We start from the raw sequence: 17,012 nt of genomic DNA on the forward strand, positions 1-17,012 counted from the left end.
CAAACACAGCCGGAAAAAATGTGACAAGGATAAAATAGATAATGATCATTAATATAACAAGGGCAAATAGAATAATTACCAAGCTATTGGGTCTGTTTTTCTTTTTAGGTTCCATGATTTTGTGATATGGGGTTATAGGATAGGTTAAGCTAATTTCTTGCCACACTGTTTACAGTATCTTGCATCATCATCAATATCCTCATTTCCGCAACGGTCACAGATTTTTTCCAGGTTCTGCCTCTTGTTTCTCATTTCTGCGGTGACAATTCCTGTAGGAACGGCAATAATTGAATAACCTGCTAACATTAAGACAACGGCGAAAAATTTACCCATGGGCGTAATGGGTGAAACGTCGCCGTATCCGACAGTGGTTACAGTAACTACTGCCCAGTAAATAGATTGAGGTATAGTTTCAAAGCCCGGTCTGCCTCCTTCTACCATAAACATAAGAGAGCCTACGATGACTGAGAAAATGATTAAGAATAAAAGAAAAATATAGATCTTTCGTGAACTGTTTTTTAATGCCCTCACAATTACTTTTCCGTCATTCATAAAATCCAGAAGATTGAAAACCCGGAATACACGGAGCATTCTTAACATTCTGAAAATTAGGAAGTATTTTGTAACGGGAAAAATAAAGCTCAGATAAAAGGGAACAAGGGCAAAAAAATCGATAATTCCGAAAAAACTGAATATATAGTGTTTTTTATTCTTCACAACTGCAATTCTCGACCAGTATTCCGCGGTGAAAAATAGTGAAATTATCCATTCGAGAATGATGAAAGTATAATGAAATCTCCTATCCAGTTTGGGAACACTTTCCATCATGATGATAAAAGTGCTTATCAGAATCAGTGACAATAAAATAATGTCGAATAATTTTCCGAGTCTGGTATCGGAGCGGTAAATAATTCGGTAAACATGCCTTTTCCAAAGCGAATCTTCAGGAACAAGACTGTGTTCTTTTTCCATTTTCACTGTTTTTTTTAATTAACAAATTATGCCTATTTTCGTAACAAACATACAGAATAAAATGAGAATAAGCGAAGTAATTTCAAAAATAGAAAAACGTATTCCGCTGCAACAGGCAGAAGATTTTGATAATGTGGGGCTATTGTGTGGGGTACCTGATCGCAATGTAAGCGGGATTTTGGTTTGCCATGATGCGTTAGAACAAGTTGTGGATGAGGCTATTCAGAAAAATTGTAATTTAATAGTATGTTTTCATCCGATTATTTTCTCAGGATTAAAATCATTAACAGGTAAAAATTATGTTGAAAGAGCTGTTTTAAAGGCAATTGAAAATAAGGTCGCAATTTACGCTATTCATACTGCCTGGGATAACGATTTTTTTGGAGTAAACGCCGGAATCTGTAACCATTTAGGATTAAAAGACCTGAAAATCCTTCAGCCAAAAAAAAATAATTTAAAACAATTAACAGTTTTCGTTCCTAAAGAGCATTCTGAAAATCTAAAAGAGGCATTATTCTCAGCAGGAGCCGGAAATATCGGGTTTTATGATGAGTGCAGTTTTACCGTTAACGGAAATGGAACTTTCAGACCTGTTGAAGGTTCAAACCCTTTTTCAGGACAGCAAAATATCAGAGAAAATGCAGACGAAGATATGATCTCAGTGATTTTTGAAAGTTATAAACAGGGGCCGATTATTGCCGCGATGAAGTCGGCGCATCCTTATGAAGAAGTGGCTCATCAGATTTATACTTTAGATAATGACAATCATCATACAGGTTTAGGAATGTATGGCGAATTTGAAGAGGCGATGGATGAGGTAGAATTCTTAAAATTAGTGAAGAATAAATTTAATCTGGAGATCATCAGACATTCAGATTGTACCGGAAAAAAGATAAAAAGAGTAGGGGTTTTAGGTGGTTCCGGGGCGAGTGCCATAAAATCTGCTCTCTCCAGAAAATGTGATGCTTACCTGACAGGAGATATCAAATATCATGATTTTTTCCTTGCAGAATCTAAGATGCTGATTTGTGATATTGGTCACTATGAATCTGAACAATTTGTAACACAACAATTATTTGAAATTTTGTCACAAAAATTTAGTACATTTGCAATTTCAAAATCTATTGAGAAAACCAACCCCGTAAATTATTTCATTTAAATATGGCAAAAACCAACGATATTTCAGTTGAAGAGAAATTAAGAGCTTTATACGATTTACAAATCATTGATTCTAGATTGGATGAAATCCGAAATACAAGAGGAGAATTGCCAATCGAAGTGGAAGACCTTGAAATCGAAATTGAAGGTCTTGAGAAAAGAGCTGAAAAATTTCATACAGATATTAAAGAGCAGGACGATCAAATTAAAACGAAGCATGAAGTCATTAACCATGCAAAATCTTTGATTGAAAAATATAAGTCTCAACAGGATAACGTAAGAAACAATAAAGAGTTCGAAGCCTTAGGGAAAGAAACTGAATATCAGGAGCTTGAAATTCAACTTGCTGAAAAAAGAATCAAAGAATTCGGAGCTAAAATTGCTCACAAAAACGAAACTTTAAGCGAACTTAATACCAAGATCTCTGAACTTAAAAATCATTTAAAGTTCAAAAAAGAAGAATTGGATGGTCTTATTTCTGAAACTCAGAAAGAAGAGGAATATCTGATTGAGCAGTCCAAAGAATTTGCGGGTAAGATCGATGAGAGGTTACTGGCTTCTTACAACAGAATCAGAACAAACTCTCCAAATGGTCTGGCTGTAGTAGGTTTGGAAAGAGGAGCACCAAAAGGTTCATTCTTTACAATTCCGCCTCAAAAGCAAATGGAAATCGCTCAGAGAAAGAAAATCATTATCGATGAGCATTCAGGAAAAATCCTTGTTGACGACGAGTTGGTAATGGAAGAAAACGAAAGAATGAAATCTGTAATTAAATTCTAATTACTTATTTTTAAAATATAAAAGCTGTTTCAATTTTGAGACAGCTTTTTTGTTTTTACTCTCTCGCGGATTTTGCAGATAATGCAGATTTTAAATAATTGTGTTATTTGTGCAAAAATTTGTGCATTTGTGTTTAAATAAAAAACCGCCTCCAAAGAAGCGGTTGATGTTATTCATGATGTTCGTACATTTTATTATACAGATCCATAAATTTCTCTTTTATAGCTTTTCTTTTTAACTTCAACGTTGGGGTTAAAAGTCCCGTCTCTATGCTCCATACTTCAGGGGTAAGCTCTATTTTTTTGATCTTTTCCCAATTGCCGAGATGTTCGTTGATGTTGTCCATTTCTTTTTCAATTCTTTCTTTCAATTCAGGACTTTTAGCGATTTCCTGTGGAGTGGAGCCTATATTCAGGTTATTTCTCATTGCCCAGCTCTTGGCAAATTCAAAATCCGGTTGCACAAAGGCGCAAGGCATTTTCTCGCCATCACCGACTACCATGATCTGCTCGATAAATTTGGAGGCTTTCGCTAAGTTTTCGATGGTCTGAGGGGCAATATATTTGCCTCCTGAAGTTTTAAACATCTCTTTTTTACGGTCGGTAATTTGTAAAAAACCTTCGCTATCAACCAGCCCTATGTCTCCTGTTTTAAAGTATCCGTCTTCAGTAAATACCTCTTTCGTCATTTCTTCATTTTTAAAGTACGCTTTAAAAACAGAAGGTCCTTTTACTGTAATTTCTCCGTCAGCCTGGATTTTTACTGTTAAATTATCTAATGGTGGACCCACAGTTCCGATCTTCATTTTACCAAAACTGTTGACTGAAATCACAGGGGATGTTTCTGTTAAACCATAGCCTTCCAAAATAGGGATACCCGCATTCTGAAACAGTAAATTTAATCTCGTGGACAAAGCAGCGGAACCGGATACCAAAGTGATGATCTCTCCTCCCAGGCCTTCTCGCCATTTTTTAAAAACTAATTTGTCAGCGATAATTTCAAGAAGCCCGGATGGTTTGGAAACTGTTTTCTTTTTGCTTAAAAGGTTAAGCGCCCAGAAAAATATCTTTTGCTTAAGACCTCCCGCAGAGGAACCGGTGGCATAGATTTTATCATACACTTTCTCTACAAGCCTTGGTACAACACTCATATAGTGAGGTTTCACTTCTTTTACATTTTCACCCATTTTATCGATACTTTCGGCGAAATAAATCGAAAAACCATTGTACTGGAAAAGGTAGAAAAGCATTCTTTCGAAAATATGACAGATGGGTAAGAAGCTTAATACACGAGTATCTTTATAATCTAAACTTTTTTTCTTAGGAATTCTGGGAATAGAGCCTAAAACATTGGATACAATATTCTCATGACTCAGCATAACGCCTTTGGGTCTTCCTGTGGTTCCGGAAGTATAGATAATGGTAGCCAGATCATCAGAATTAATGGCCTTAGAAAGATCCTCCACTTCAATCTGAGTAGAGTCGTCTTCTCCAAGATCCATAATTTCTTTCCAGTTGGCCGCACCGGTGACGTTGTCAAATGTGAAGATGCCCTGTAATGACGGGATGTTATGTTTCACTTTTGTTACTTTATTAAAAAGCTCTTTGTCAGAAACAAAGCAATAATGAATTTCGGCATTATTGAATATAAATTCATAATCTTCAGGTGAAATACTGGGATATACAGGCACAGAAACCACTCCGATCTGAGAAAGTCCCAAATCCATCACGGCCCATTCGGTACGGGAGTTGGTCGTTATTAACGCTATTTTATCTCCCGGCTTTATGCCCAGTTTTAGGAGCCCTCGGGATATTTTATTACCTTGATTGATAAATTCCTGAGTAGAGGTCTTTTTCCATTCACCGTGATACTTGGTCACAAACATATCCGATTTTGGATATGTTTCTAATGCGTGATAGGGTATATCGAATAATCTTTTGATGGCCATGATTGTTGTTCTCTAATTTTAATAAATTTAAATATAAGCATTTTTTTTAATTAGAGAAATTTGATGGTGAGATTTAGGAATCAATGCAATTATCGTCATCATTAAGCAATAAAATACGGGGGGCGAGCAATAGGTATTGTTCATTTTTTAACGGATATCAGGTCTTTGGCTGATCGCTCTCTAATCGCTTTCTGTCTGAGGATAAACAGGAAGTTTTAATTCTATTTTCAGATTTGCTCAAAAAGTGTAAATTAGCGACTATCTAATTATTAAATTTTTATGGACTTTAATTTATCAGAAGAGCAGCTGCTGATTCAGCAGGCGGCTAGAGATTTTGCACAGACAGAACTTTTACCTGAAGTAATCGAAAGAGACAGAGATCAGAAGTTTCCTGTGGAGCAGGTAAAGAAAATGGGCGAGATGGGGCTTTTAGGAATGATGGTTGATCCAAAGTACGGAGGTGCGGGGATGGACAGTGTTTCTTACGTTTTGGCAATGGAGGAGATTGCAAAAATTGACGCTTCTGCCGCTGTGGTGATGTCTGTAAACAATTCACTGGTTTGCGCTGGTCTTGAAAAATTTGCTTCTGAGGAGCAAAAAGTGAAATACCTTACCCCTCTTGCAAGCGGGCAGGTGATCGGAGCTTTTGCTCTGTCTGAACCTGAAGCGGGCTCTGATGCCACTTCTCAGAAAACAACAGCAGAGGATAAAGGAGATTATTATCTTTTAAACGGAATTAAAAACTGGATCACCAATGGTGGAACAGCCACTTACTATATTGTGATTGCACAGACTGATCCTGAGAAAAAACATAAAGGAATCAATGCATTTATCGTTGAAAGAGGCTGGGAAGGCTTCGAGATCGGTACTAAAGAAGACAAGCTGGGAATTCGGGGAAGTGATACGCATTCTTTGATTTTCAACAATGTAAAAGTACCGAAAGAGAACAGAATCGGGGAAGACGGTTTTGGATTTAATTTTGCGATGGCAGTTTTGAATGGAGGGAGAATTGGTATTGCTTCCCAGGCATTAGGTATTGCTTCAGGAGCGTATGAACTCGCGTTGAAATATGCTAAAACAAGAAAAGCGTTTAAAACTGAAATCATCAATCACCAGGCGATTGCTTTTAAACTGGCAGATATGGCAACACAGATCACGGCAGCAAGAATGCTGTGCTTCAAGGCGGCTTGTGAAAAAGATGCGGGAAAGGATATCTCTGAAAGTGGGGCAATGGCTAAATTATATGCTTCTCAGGTAGCGATGGATACCACCATTGAAGCGGTACAGATCCATGGTGGATACGGATATGTGAAAGAATATCATGTGGAAAGACTGATGAGAGATGCCAAAATCACTCAGATATATGAAGGAACTTCCGAGATCCAGAAAATCGTGATCTCAAGAAGTATTGCTAAATAAATTGAGTATATAACATACAACCAACACACTATGAAAAAAAAGACTTTGTGGATTTCAATCGGAGTTATTGTATTGTTACTGGGAATATTTTTCTGGTACAGATTTTTGTTCGTTTTTGGAGAAGGAGTAAAATCAGGTTATCTGAATTATGCCATCAAAAAAGGATATGTTTTCAAAACCTATGAAGGCAAGCTTATTCAGGAGGGTTTTGGAAGAGGAAAAGCAGGAACTGTTACAAGTTATGAATTTGAGTTTTCCGTAAAAGATCCTGAGGTTTTCAAGAAACTTCAGATGAACAGCGGTAAAATATTCGATCTTCATTACAAAGAGTACAAAGGAACTCTTCCGTGGAGAGGAAATACAAAGTATATCGTAGATGAGGTAGTTAATATGAAATAGATAAACATCAATAAGGCTCTCAGTTGAGAGCCTTATTTTTACACCAAATCATAACTTTAATATAAAATATAATAGAAAAATTATTTCTTTATTGATTCTAAAACAAATTTTTCTTTGTTTTATGATAATATAAATTTAGGAAGAAGAATTTTCATAGGATTATAAAAATCATTAAAAAAAAATTAAAAAATAGGGTATTCAAAAAACATACTTTTTATGAGTCTGAATGTTCCTCGGATGTTGACTTATTTTTCTTTTTATAAAAGTAATATCCTATTCCGCCTGCTAAAAGCAGTGGCCACAATGGTAGGATAAACAGGAAAATCGACGTAATCACTTCCCAGCCGGATCCAATGGCTGCAAAAGATTTTTCACCAAAAGTTTTGGGTTCTTTTACAAGCTTTGATTTATCGGTTAATGTAATAGATATACTACAGATTGCATTATCAACATATTTTTCACCTAAAACCTCCACATTTTTGCTCTCAACATCGCCAAGATTGTAATTGAGTTCACGCATCAGGTCATCAAAATTCTGAATAGGAATTTTTACTTTTAAAGTGTATGATTTTCGCTCATCATCGATGTTGTATGAATTGCTTACCGAAGCTGATTCTACATAAGACATTTCCTCGCTTGCAATAAAACCTTTATTTTTCTTTATCTCCTCACGTATGATTTCTTTTACTGTTTCAGCATTATCTACATGAATGGAAATAAAACCGGATTTTACCATTCTGTTCTTCGAAACAGCGAGTTCAGAATTTTCTTTTTGGGGCTGGTTTTTGTAAATGATTTTGGTTTGCTTAATAACCTTCGGTGCCGGAACGTTCACGACGATTTTTTCTTCCTTGTTATGGATTGAATCTTTCTTGCCTGTTTCCAATTTCACAGATGAAATTTGATCGGAAAGAGAATCCACGATTTTTGAGGTACTTTCAATTTTTTCCTGCACATCATTTTTAGCATGTTCAAAATCTTTGATCTTAACATTGGAGGAATCCAGTGCTGCGCCTACCTGATCGTTTGCTTCATTTATTTTATCTGAAGCTGCAGAAATTGCACTATCCGCTGAGCTCACAGCTTTTTCAACGCGGAAATTGGTTGCTTCACTTTTTTTACACATGATAAATGTGCTTGATACTGCAACGAGTAATATGAACTTTTTCATAAGATTATTTTTTTCGATGAAGTAAAATTAAGAGTGAATTTTTTGTAAAGATTGTAAATGGAATGTATTTTAGTGGCAAAATTTAATATTTTGATAATCATTGTTTTATGTTTGTTTTACAAAGGTTTTACAAAAGGAATACACCCGGTTTTATCCTTATTAAATCATCTTGAAGCATATATCTGGCAGGACTGTATCTCATGAAACCGAAAATAACTCCCCGGTTTTAAACAGTTTATACGAATGAAAAGCAAAAGAAAAAAAGAGAAAGCTCTGATTCTGAATATAGCTTCCTTATTCAAGATTGTCCCCATCACTTTTTTCATTGAATGTGTATTGAAGCGCAGTTAAAATTTAAATATGCTTTGAATGGATTTAAAATCACAATAAAGAGAAATGATAAGAGGTATTGGCTCTTCGTATGTAAATAATTTTTATATTTGTGATTATGGGTTTTGTAATAAAGAAATTGTTTTGTATTTACATATTGTCTGTTCTGGTGTTTAGTTGTGCCAATTCAGAAAAGAATAAGGCTTTAAATAATCAAAATGAAAATTTTAAAAATGTGAAATTTTCGGAAATCAGAAGGCTTAATGATAGTAAAGTTAAACTAAAAGAAATTACGGTTATTAATTCTACCAAAGATCTACTGGATTTGTATGAGAAATTGAATGATAAGCAATTTGCCAGATCAGCTCCCATTCCTGTGCTTGAAGATCATGAATCCTTTATCGTCATCAAACCTCAGCTAAAATTAAAGTTCGGAGATATTGAAGTTGATAAAATGGAGCAGGAGAGATCATTGTTAAAAGTATATTATAAGGAAACAGAAAATCAGGAATATCTGGAAAATAGACAAAATGATCCTATTGTGATTTTTAAAGTTTTAAGTCAACCAACAATCGTGAAATTAATTCCAACTAAATAACGTATGAAAAGAAAATTATTACTTCTGGCATCTATAGCGATGATGTCGGGAACAGGGTTTGCTCAGCAAAACCAATGGGGAAGGGCTTCTGAACAGAGTGTAAAGGACACCCGAGAAAGATCTGTAAGAACGTCTGATTATAGATTGATGAGTCTGAATGCAGATGAGATTAAGCATCAGTTAAGCTTCGCAACGGATAGAAGCCGCGCAGCTTCTGTAAAAGGTATTATGATTAAATTCCCTAATGAAAGGGGAACTTTTGATACTTTCGAAGTATACGAGGCTCCGACGATGCATCAGGATTTACAGGCGAAGTATGCAGATGTAAAATCTTACGTGGGGCATAAGGTAGGTGATCCTTCGACAGATATCCGATTTACTTTTGATCCTTATTTCGGATTAAATGCGGTGGTAAAAAAATCGACGGGAGGGATGTATTATATAGATTCTTATTCTAAGGATAATAAAATCTATATGGTGTATGACAGAAAAAATGCCACGGCCTCCAGCAGATTCGAATGTTTGTTTAAAGAAGATCCTGCATTACATACATTGTTGCAGAACACACAAGGAAAGACGGTGGTTGACGGTTTGATGCGTAAATACAGGCTTGCTATCAGTACCACCACAGAATATACCTCTTATATTGCCACACAGGCGGGTGTTGCTAATGGAACAGATGCACAGAAGAAAGCTGCAGTTCTAGCTGCTGTCAATTTGGCTGTTGCCAGGTTAAATCAGGTTTTTGAGAATGAAGTTTCCTTAACGCTGCAACTGATCCCAAATACAGATTTACTATTCTTTATTGATACCGATACTTACAATGCGCTGAATGCTAATCAGATGCTTAATGAAAATATTACCGTGACCAATAATGTGATCGGTGCCGCCAACTATGATATAGGACATGTATTCTTCAGAGCAACCCAAGGTAATGATAACGGAGTGGCTTACACTCCTTCTATATGCGAAAATAATTATAAAGCGGGCGGGGTTACCGGTTCCGCAAGTCCTGTCGGAGATCCTTTTGTGATCGACTATGTAGCTCATGAGATGGGGCATCAGTTTGGAGCCAACCATACACAAAATAATAACTGTAACCGAAATACGGCAACCTCTGTAGAACCGGGAAGTGCAAGCTCTATCATGGGATATGCAGGGATCTGTGCGCCCAATGTTCAGGGTAATAGTGATGCGTACTTCCACAGTGTAAGCATTCGGGAAATGTATACCAGAATTACAGGAGCCGGAAATTGCGGGGTGAATACTTCTACCGGAAACAATGAACCTGTGGCGAATGCAGGACCTGACAAAACAATTCCTATTGGAACCCCATTCGTACTTACGGGAACGGGATCGGATCCTGATGGGGATGCTATTACTTTCAATTGGGAACAAATAGATACCGGAGCTGCAACAATGCCACCAAGACCTACGAATACCGTGGGGCCAATGTTCAGATCTATGTGGGCTACAAGTTCTCCAACAAGATATTTTCCAAGATTGTCAACAATTATTGAAGGGTATGATCAAACCATCATTACTGCTTCAAACTACAGAGCGTGGGAAAAGCTGCCAACAGTTGCCAGAAATCTTACTTTCTCTTTACTGGTGAGAGATAATAATCCAGTTGGCGGACAGACAGGTCGTGATGATATTCAGCTTGCGGTGACGGCAGCAGCGGGGCCGTTTACGGTAAGCTCTCAGAATACAGCGGGTATTACCTGGGATATCGGCCAGCAGCAGACCATCACCTGGAATGTCGCCAATACCAATGCAGCTCCTGTCAATACGGCCAATGTTTCTATTTTATTGTCAACAGACGGAGGTCTTAGCTTCCCTCATGTCCTTGTAGCAAGTACTCCTAATAACGGCTCGTATACCTTTACGGTTCCGTCTGGTTTTGGAACAACTTCAACAGCAAGAATTATGATCAAAGCGGTAGATAACGTATTTTTAAATGTAAACAGTACGAATTTTAGCATTAATTCTACTTTAGCTACAGGAGAAGTAGAGAAAGCGGATGATGGTATTAAAATCTATCCGAATCCTTCAAACGGAATTTTCACCATAGAAGCAGATTCAAGAAGCGGAATTTCTTACACTGTTTTTACGATGGAAGGAAGGCTGATTCATCCTAAAAAAGAGATGCAGAGCGGAAAAGTTACTGAAAAAGTAAATTTATCGTCTGTTCCAACAGGTGTTTATATTATTCAGGTGGATAAAGACGGGCAGAAAATTTCTAAAAAATTAATTATCAGTAAATAAATTTTTAAACATAAAGTAAAGAAAACCGTTCTCCGAAAGGAGAACGGTTTTTATGTTAATCTTTAGTCCCGAATCCGATCATACCGGGAAGAGATACGAAAAATTTTCCGGCTTCCATATCTTCGTCTACTGATTTCCACCATTCACTGATCTCTGTTTCTGTAAATTTACCTTCCGAGACGGCTCCTTCCAAAATTCCTTTATAGGCTTTTTTAACGATGTTCAGAAGGGTCTCGTCACCGCCAAAGTAAGAGTAGGGCGTCACAGATACGTTGTTGAAGCCTGCATCTTTTAAATGATAATAAAGGTCTCCTCCAAAATGACCATTGGGAAAGGCATCCGTAATATAATGAACGATTCTTCTGGTGAAGGTTTTGTCTCTGTGGGAAAGTAAAACTCCGTCCCAGTGAAGATCAAATATTACCAATTTTCCTCCTGGCTTTAGAAGTCTTTTAAACTCATTAAGTGCTTCTTTAGTATTCTTAAGGTAAAGCATCACCCGCTCTGTTCTTACCGCATCAAAAGATTGATCCGGAAAAGGTTGAGATTCGGCCTTCGCCACATGGAAATCGAGTGGTAAACCGGACTCTGCACTTTTTGTTTTGGCAAATTGTATCATTACTGAGCTGATATCGGTACCTGTAACCCTACCAGAAGGGGCTACCCGTTTTGCCATATCCTCTGCCTGGATGCCGGCACCGCAACCTACATCAAGAACATGATCTCCGGGCTTTAAATCAAGTAAATTCATTTGAAACTCCAGGCTTTCCCGGATAACGGGATACGCTGCAGCTTTTTCAAGAAATTGAATAAGGTATTCGTATTCAGAGTGGTCGACTTTTTGAAAATCGGCGATAAGACTTTGCTCTTTCATGGTTGTATATTTGATGTTGAAAAAATAACCGATCGTTAAATTATTGATTAAATATACAATGTTTTTGAAGTGTTCATACCTTTTATTTCAATATTTGTTGATTTATTAAAATGAAAAAATCCGCAGAAGAACATCCACGGATTATTATATTTAAAAGGAACTACTTTATTTAAGCATTTTGGAATTCACTGATGAAGTGAAGCTTCACATTCGGAAACTTCTCCTGTGTCATGTGAATCGTGAACGAAGAATCTGCCAGGAAAACCAATTGATTGTATTTATCTCTGGCAAGGAATCTCTGCTTCAATCTTGCAAATTCCGTGAATTCATCTGATTTCTCATCTGCCTCTACCCAACACGCTTTGTGCATAGAAAGAGGTTCATAAGTACATTTTGCACCATATTCGTGCTCCAGACGATACTGGATCACTTCGTACTGAAGCGCACCTACCGTTCCAATGATCTTTCTGTTGTTCATTTCGAGGGTAAACAACTGTGCAACACCTTCATCCATCAACTGATCGATACCTTTTGCCAATTGTTTTGCCTTCAATGGATCATTATTATTAATATATCTGAAATGCTCCGGAGAGAAACTCGGAATTCCTTTGAAGCTTAATTTTTCACCGCCAGTCAATGTATCACCGATTCTGAAACTTCCTGTATCATGAAGCCCTACGATATCTCCCGGGAAACTTTCGTCTACCACTTCTTTTTTATCTGCAAAGAATGCATTCGGGGAAGAGAATTTCATTTTCTTACCTTCTCTTACCAATAAATAGTTTTCGTTTCTTTTAAATGTTCCCGAAACAATTTTCACAAACGCTAGTCTGTCTCTGTGCTTCGGATCCATATTCGCATGAATCTTGAAAACGAATCCTGTGAAAGTGCTTTCTTCAGGTTTTACCAAACGGGTATCACTTTCTTTTGGCTGTGGCATCGGAGCGATGTCGATGAAAGCATTTAACAACTCACGAACTCCAAAATTATTTAATGCAGAACCAAAGAAAACTGGCTGTAATTCACCATTCATATAATCCTCACGATTAAATTCAGGATAAACAGACTGGATTAAATCTAATTCTTCACGAAGGTTTTTCGCTGCTTTTTCACCAATTACCTCGTCAATTTTAGAATCATTAATGTCATCAAACTTAATAGAATCCCCAACTTTTTGCTTTTTCTCTTCTAAGAACAACTGAATATTGTTTTCCCAGATATTGTAAATTCCCTGAAAGTCACTACCCATACCAATCGGGAGAGAAAGCGGACAAACTGTTAATCCTAATTTCTGTTCAACTTCATCCAAGAGATCAAACGCATCTTTACCCTCACGGTCAAGTTTATTGATAAAAACCAACATCGGGATATTTCTCATTCTGCAAACTTTCACCAGTTTTTCAGTTTGTTCCTCAACCCCTTTTGCAACGTCGATCACAACAATTACAGAGTCAACCGCTGTTAAAGTTCTGTACGTATCTTCTGCAAAATCCTTGTGACCGGGAGTATCCAGAATATTGATCTTATGATCTCTGTACTCAAAAGCCAATACGGAAGTTGCCACGGAGATCCCTCTCTGTCTTTCAATTTCCATGAAATCGGAGGTGGCTCCTTTTTTTATTTTGTTGGATTTTACCGCTCCCGCTTCCTGAATTGCCCCTCCGAAAAGAAGTAACTTTTCAGTCAGTGTGGTTTTTCCGGCATCGGGGTGAGAGATGATTCCGAAGGTTTTTCTTTTTTGTATTTCTTTGATTAAGTCTGACATATCGTATATTGAAGTTGCAAAAATCGGGAATTTTGTCGAATCCTGAAAATTGATTTTATCTAAACACAAATAACACTAATTTTTACACGAATAAATACGATTTAAAATTTAAAAATTAACCACAAAAGAAACAAAAGATGTGTGAGTAGATATTATTAGATAATCAAAGCTCTTAAAGAAAAAAATCTTTGATTTTTTAACTAATGTGTTCTTTATATGCGCAATAATTTAACCTTAAAAAACTAATGTATTAAGTCTTTGGTGGTTAAAAACGTTTTTATAAAATTTGTGATATTCGTGCAGAAATATCCGTGCAATTAGTGTTTAAGCCTTGATTTTATTTTAAGCAAATAAGCCAGTCCCAATCCCACGAAAACCATTCCTGCGCTGAAAGGGAAAATATAGCTCATTCCATAGATATCGGCTACGCCACCAATTAATGGTCCTGCAACACCTAATGAAAGATCAATGAAAAGTCCGTAACCTGCCAATGCAGAACCCTGACTTGATGGTGAAACGCTTTTAATCGCAACAACACCCAAAGCAGGAAATATTAACGAAAATCCTAAGCCGGTAACACCCGCCCCTAACAATGCCATTTGAGAAGTCGTTGCGAAGGCAATAATTAAAAGTCCGATGGTTTCTACAATAAGACAGGCAATAGCGACTTTAATACCTCCATAATTGTTGATGACATTACTGAAAACCAATCTTCCTGCTACAAACAATCCGCCAAAAATACTAAGGCATAAGGCGCCATTATTCCAATGAAAATAGTTATAATATAAGGTGATAAAAGTTGAAATACTTGCAAAACCAATTCCGCCTAAAGCCAGACAAACCCCAAAAGGGGCTACTTTACCCAAAACTTTCCAGAAAGACTGGGCTTCCTGAGGATTGGTATTGGTTTTATTTTCTTTAGTTCTGGCAAAGAGAAATCCTAAAATTCCTAGAATAATAGAAAGAATCCCGATTCCGTATAAGCTGAATTCATGTTCAATCATAACTCCCAAAGACGCACCGATGGCCAAAGCTCCGTAACAGGCAACACCATTGTAAGAAATAATTTTTGCGGTATGTTTTTCTCCGACTGCCATAATCGCCCAGTTGATCGGACTTGCACCGATCATTCCCTCGGCACAGCCCGTGAGTAAACGTGTAACCACTAAAAACGAAAGACTGATGAAGGGAGAGAATTTGAAATAATACGCAATGATTAGAAAGAGTCCTGTCATAGAAAAACTGACCATACTAAATAATACAGCAGGTTTCGGACCTTTACCATCAATAATTTTACCCGAATATGCCCTCAGAAAAAATGTGGAAACATATTGCAAACTGATGACCAATCCGGCCACTACTAAACTAAATCCTAAACTTTTATTAATAAAAATCGGAAGAACAGACAGAGACAATCCTATGATAAAGTAGCCTACAAACGTAAAACATACATAAGTAATCAAGGATAAGTTAACATTCTCTGACCGATTTACTAAACTATCCATGTGAAAAAAAATTACGGTGCAAAGTTACTCCATAAAAATAGCTTAGAAGAGAAATTTTCCTTAAAATAATATGAAATTTTCACCTGTTTTCTTAAAGATAATGATGAAAAGGATATACCTCTTCTTATTTTAGCTAAAATAATACAAGGATTATTTGCAGGAGATGTACTTTATATTAAATCCTTGTCAGGATTTATTATCATTAGATTTATTTGAAATGAAATCTAATAAGTATTTAATTAAAATGAGTTCATTTATAACAAATCCTAAAGTGGTTTTATTACAAATGGGTTGGTTTTAATAATTATAAATCAAAAATAATTAAATCAATGAGCTTTAATAGAATTAAAAAAATAAGTGAATGGTTTTACTTGTAAAAAAAGATCTTGATGAACATCCATATAACATAAATAATGAATATCAGGATGATAATCCCAAAGATATAAAAGGCGATATTGAATATTTTATCATATTTCTTTTGAGATTCCGTTAATTCAGGCGGAGGCATCAGTTTAAAGTATACCAAAGTATTAGGTTGAATTTTTATATCAGGACGGAAAATCTGTACTCCTTTTAGAAAATGACTGTAAAGCTGGAATTTGTTTTTCAATGGATGATATTCCCACTGAAAACTCAGAATTTGTTCGTGAACTCTGTTAGATTCGTCTTTTTTATAGACGAGTAATTTTGTGCTTACACGCTTAAAGTTGAGCAGAACGCTTATGTCAGATTTATAATTTTCCTTTGCAGCACATAAGTCTGAGTAGAAAAATTCTTCTGAAATTTTACCATCCGGCGAAAAGATAAAAGCGCCTTGGTCATTCACCAATACACTGTATTTATTTCGTTTTCTGTTTCGGGTAAAATGGATAGCAATGACAAAACTACCAAGCCCACAAACAACCGCCAGTAAGATTAATAGTAATAAAGTTGAGGTATCTTTCATCAGATTATCTATCAAATCGTGACTAAATAATTCATAAATCGTGAAAATCGAAAGTCCTGCGAATACTACAATAATGAACCAGATTAATATGGCTCCAAAAATCCTGGATGAGTAACTGATTTGGGATTCCATTGCCGGAAATTTTTCTTTGATGTCTGTCATAATTTAAGTGAATGAGAATACAAGCCAAAAGATAAGTGCACAAATGATGATCGCCAATGAAAATATGATAAAAAGGGATTTATTCTTTACTTTTTTATTGACTGTCCACGTTTCTTTTTCAATATAATAATCAGAAAAAACAGTAGGACTTATTTTGAGATCAGGACGAAAAGTGTGAATGCCTCGCAAAAAGTGTGCATATAAAACGGGTTTGTTATTTACGGCTAATAAAGGTAAATTCATGTCTAAACGTTTTATTTGTTTATCCGTTTTTTCAGACTTGACATAAATTTCCAGAAGCGGATATATACCTGATGAGCGAGAGTTGAAAGTATTGATGTCAAATAATCGATCAGAATGACAAAGGTCTGAATACAAGATTTTTTCGGTGATTTTTTGATCTGAATTGTAATGGAAAATTCCGTCTTTATTGATGATGATTTCTTTCGCCAGTTTCTTTCTTTTGATGAAATAATAATGAATGGCCGGAATTAAAATTAAAAATAAAAAGCCAAAACAAATGACAGAAGGCCAGAACATTACCTTAAATCCTCTTTTGTAAATACCGTAAATCGGAAGAATAAAAAATATTGCGAAACTGAAAATTAGAAGAATAAAAAAAGTAGCTTTTAAGAGGAATGTCAAAAAAGGACTTGTTTCGGATTTTATACTTGGAAATGATGTTTCCATATTAATGTTTTGCTGAAAAGATGATGT

At 36.2% G+C, this 17,012-nt stretch carries 14 protein-coding genes; 6 read left to right on the top strand and 8 right to left on the bottom strand.

From position 1 onward, the window contains the following. Nucleotides 1-144 precede the first annotated feature (144 nt). Entirely contained in the window at nt 145-972 is an 828-nt protein-coding gene (locus tag VUJ46_RS22400; protein ID WP_326982869.1) for an ion transporter, read from the bottom strand. Nucleotides 973-1,033: 61 nt separating this feature from the next. Here VUJ46_RS22400 and VUJ46_RS22405 point away from each other — a divergent pair, with 61 nt between their 5' ends. Together VUJ46_RS22405 and VUJ46_RS22410 are read left to right on the top strand one after the other, a co-directional pair. Beyond that, a complete protein-coding gene (locus VUJ46_RS22405) occupies nt 1,034-2,131 on the top strand; it encodes a Nif3-like dinuclear metal center hexameric protein (RefSeq protein ID WP_326985122.1) in 1,098 nt (365 codons plus the stop codon). Nucleotides 2,132-2,133: 2 nt separating this feature from the next. Continuing rightward, nucleotides 2,134-2,910 (top strand): zinc ribbon domain-containing protein, encoded by a 777-nt coding sequence (locus VUJ46_RS22410; protein WP_326982870.1) that lies wholly within the window; start codon nt 2,134-2,136, stop codon nt 2,908-2,910. Nucleotides 2,911-3,079: 169 nt separating this feature from the next. Here the strand turns inward: VUJ46_RS22410 and VUJ46_RS22415 are convergent, their stop codons facing one another. After that, nucleotides 3,080-4,858 carry an AMP-dependent synthetase/ligase gene (locus VUJ46_RS22415; RefSeq protein ID WP_326982871.1) on the bottom strand — a complete coding sequence of 593 codons (1,779 nt, stop codon included), beginning with the start codon at nt 4,856-4,858 and terminating at the stop codon, nt 3,080-3,082. A gap of 279 nt (nt 4,859-5,137) precedes the next feature. Between VUJ46_RS22415 and VUJ46_RS22420 the strand changes: the two genes are divergently transcribed. Both VUJ46_RS22420 and VUJ46_RS22425 read left to right on the top strand, forming a co-directional pair. Next, complete coding sequence (locus VUJ46_RS22420; RefSeq protein WP_326982872.1) at nt 5,138-6,277, top strand: acyl-CoA dehydrogenase family protein; 1,140 nt, start codon at nt 5,138-5,140, stop codon at nt 6,275-6,277. Nucleotides 6,278-6,307: 30 nt separating this feature from the next. Further along, the gene (locus VUJ46_RS22425) at nt 6,308-6,676 is read left to right on the top strand and encodes a hypothetical protein (RefSeq protein WP_326982873.1); all 369 of its coding nucleotides are present in this window, start codon (nt 6,308-6,310) and stop codon (nt 6,674-6,676) included. Between the two features lie 214 nt (nt 6,677-6,890). On the opposite strand, the gene VUJ46_RS22430 is transcribed toward VUJ46_RS22425, so the two are convergent. Then, on the bottom strand, nt 6,891-7,847 hold the full coding sequence (locus VUJ46_RS22430) for a DUF4349 domain-containing protein (RefSeq protein WP_326982874.1): 957 nt from the start codon (nt 7,845-7,847) through the stop codon (nt 6,891-6,893). A gap of 565 nt (nt 7,848-8,412) precedes the next feature. Between VUJ46_RS22430 and VUJ46_RS22435 the strand changes: the two genes are divergently transcribed. Both VUJ46_RS22435 and VUJ46_RS22440 read left to right on the top strand, forming a co-directional pair. Beyond that, nucleotides 8,413-8,775 (top strand): hypothetical protein, encoded by a 363-nt coding sequence (locus tag VUJ46_RS22435; RefSeq protein WP_326982875.1) that lies wholly within the window; start codon nt 8,413-8,415, stop codon nt 8,773-8,775. A gap of 3 nt (nt 8,776-8,778) precedes the next feature. Continuing rightward, on the top strand, nt 8,779-11,043 hold the full coding sequence (locus VUJ46_RS22440) for a reprolysin-like metallopeptidase (RefSeq protein ID WP_326982876.1): 2,265 nt from the start codon (nt 8,779-8,781) through the stop codon (nt 11,041-11,043). Nucleotides 11,044-11,098: 55 nt separating this feature from the next. Here VUJ46_RS22440 and VUJ46_RS22445 read toward each other — a convergent pair whose 3' ends face one another. From VUJ46_RS22445 to VUJ46_RS22465, 5 genes are all read right to left on the bottom strand, one after another. Beyond that, the gene (locus VUJ46_RS22445; RefSeq protein WP_326982877.1) at nt 11,099-11,917 is read right to left on the bottom strand and encodes a methyltransferase domain-containing protein; all 819 of its coding nucleotides are present in this window, start codon (nt 11,915-11,917) and stop codon (nt 11,099-11,101) included. A gap of 169 nt (nt 11,918-12,086) precedes the next feature. Continuing rightward, a complete protein-coding gene (locus VUJ46_RS22450; RefSeq protein WP_326982878.1) occupies nt 12,087-13,682 on the bottom strand; it encodes a peptide chain release factor 3 in 1,596 nt (531 codons plus the stop codon). A gap of 317 nt (nt 13,683-13,999) precedes the next feature. Continuing rightward, a complete protein-coding gene (locus VUJ46_RS22455) occupies nt 14,000-15,187 on the bottom strand; it encodes an MFS transporter (protein ID WP_326982879.1) in 1,188 nt (395 codons plus the stop codon). Between the two features lie 367 nt (nt 15,188-15,554). Further along, a complete protein-coding gene (locus tag VUJ46_RS22460) occupies nt 15,555-16,295 on the bottom strand; it encodes a hypothetical protein (protein WP_326982880.1) in 741 nt (246 codons plus the stop codon). A 3-nt stretch (nt 16,296-16,298) separates the two neighbouring features. Then, nucleotides 16,299-16,985 carry a hypothetical protein gene (locus VUJ46_RS22465; RefSeq protein ID WP_326982881.1) on the bottom strand — a complete coding sequence of 229 codons (687 nt, stop codon included), beginning with the start codon at nt 16,983-16,985 and terminating at the stop codon, nt 16,299-16,301. Nucleotides 16,986-17,012: the final 27 nt, after the last annotated feature.

The organism is Chryseobacterium sp. MYb264 (assembly GCF_035974275.1).
Classification (GTDB): Bacteria; Bacteroidota; Bacteroidia; order Flavobacteriales; family Weeksellaceae; genus Chryseobacterium.

What these genes read in the sequence shown, in the direction of transcription:
- VUJ46_RS22400 (WP_326982869.1), bottom strand. Translation starts at nt 972, where the DNA reads ATGGAAAAAGAACACAGTCTTGTTCCTGAAGATTCGCTTTGGAAAAGG.
- VUJ46_RS22405 (WP_326985122.1), top strand. Translation starts at nt 1,034, where the DNA reads ATGAGAATAAGCGAAGTAATTTCAAAAATAGAAAAACGTATTCCGCTG.
- VUJ46_RS22410 (WP_326982870.1), top strand. Translation starts at nt 2,134, where the DNA reads ATGGCAAAAACCAACGATATTTCAGTTGAAGAGAAATTAAGAGCTTTA.
- VUJ46_RS22415 (WP_326982871.1), bottom strand. Translation starts at nt 4,858, where the DNA reads ATGGCCATCAAAAGATTATTCGATATACCCTATCACGCATTAGAAACA.
- VUJ46_RS22420 (WP_326982872.1), top strand. Translation starts at nt 5,138, where the DNA reads ATGGACTTTAATTTATCAGAAGAGCAGCTGCTGATTCAGCAGGCGGCT.
- VUJ46_RS22425 (WP_326982873.1), top strand. Translation starts at nt 6,308, where the DNA reads ATGAAAAAAAAGACTTTGTGGATTTCAATCGGAGTTATTGTATTGTTA.
- VUJ46_RS22430 (WP_326982874.1), bottom strand. Translation starts at nt 7,847, where the DNA reads ATGAAAAAGTTCATATTACTCGTTGCAGTATCAAGCACATTTATCATG.
- VUJ46_RS22440 (WP_326982876.1), top strand. Translation starts at nt 8,779, where the DNA reads ATGAAAAGAAAATTATTACTTCTGGCATCTATAGCGATGATGTCGGGA.
- VUJ46_RS22445 (WP_326982877.1), bottom strand. Translation starts at nt 11,917, where the DNA reads ATGAAAGAGCAAAGTCTTATCGCCGATTTTCAAAAAGTCGACCACTCT.
- VUJ46_RS22450 (WP_326982878.1), bottom strand. Translation starts at nt 13,682, where the DNA reads ATGTCAGACTTAATCAAAGAAATACAAAAAAGAAAAACCTTCGGAATC.
- VUJ46_RS22455 (WP_326982879.1), bottom strand. Translation starts at nt 15,187, where the DNA reads ATGGATAGTTTAGTAAATCGGTCAGAGAATGTTAACTTATCCTTGATT.
- VUJ46_RS22460 (WP_326982880.1), bottom strand. Translation starts at nt 16,295, where the DNA reads ATGACAGACATCAAAGAAAAATTTCCGGCAATGGAATCCCAAATCAGT.
- VUJ46_RS22465 (WP_326982881.1), bottom strand. Translation starts at nt 16,985, where the DNA reads ATGGAAACATCATTTCCAAGTATAAAATCCGAAACAAGTCCTTTTTTG.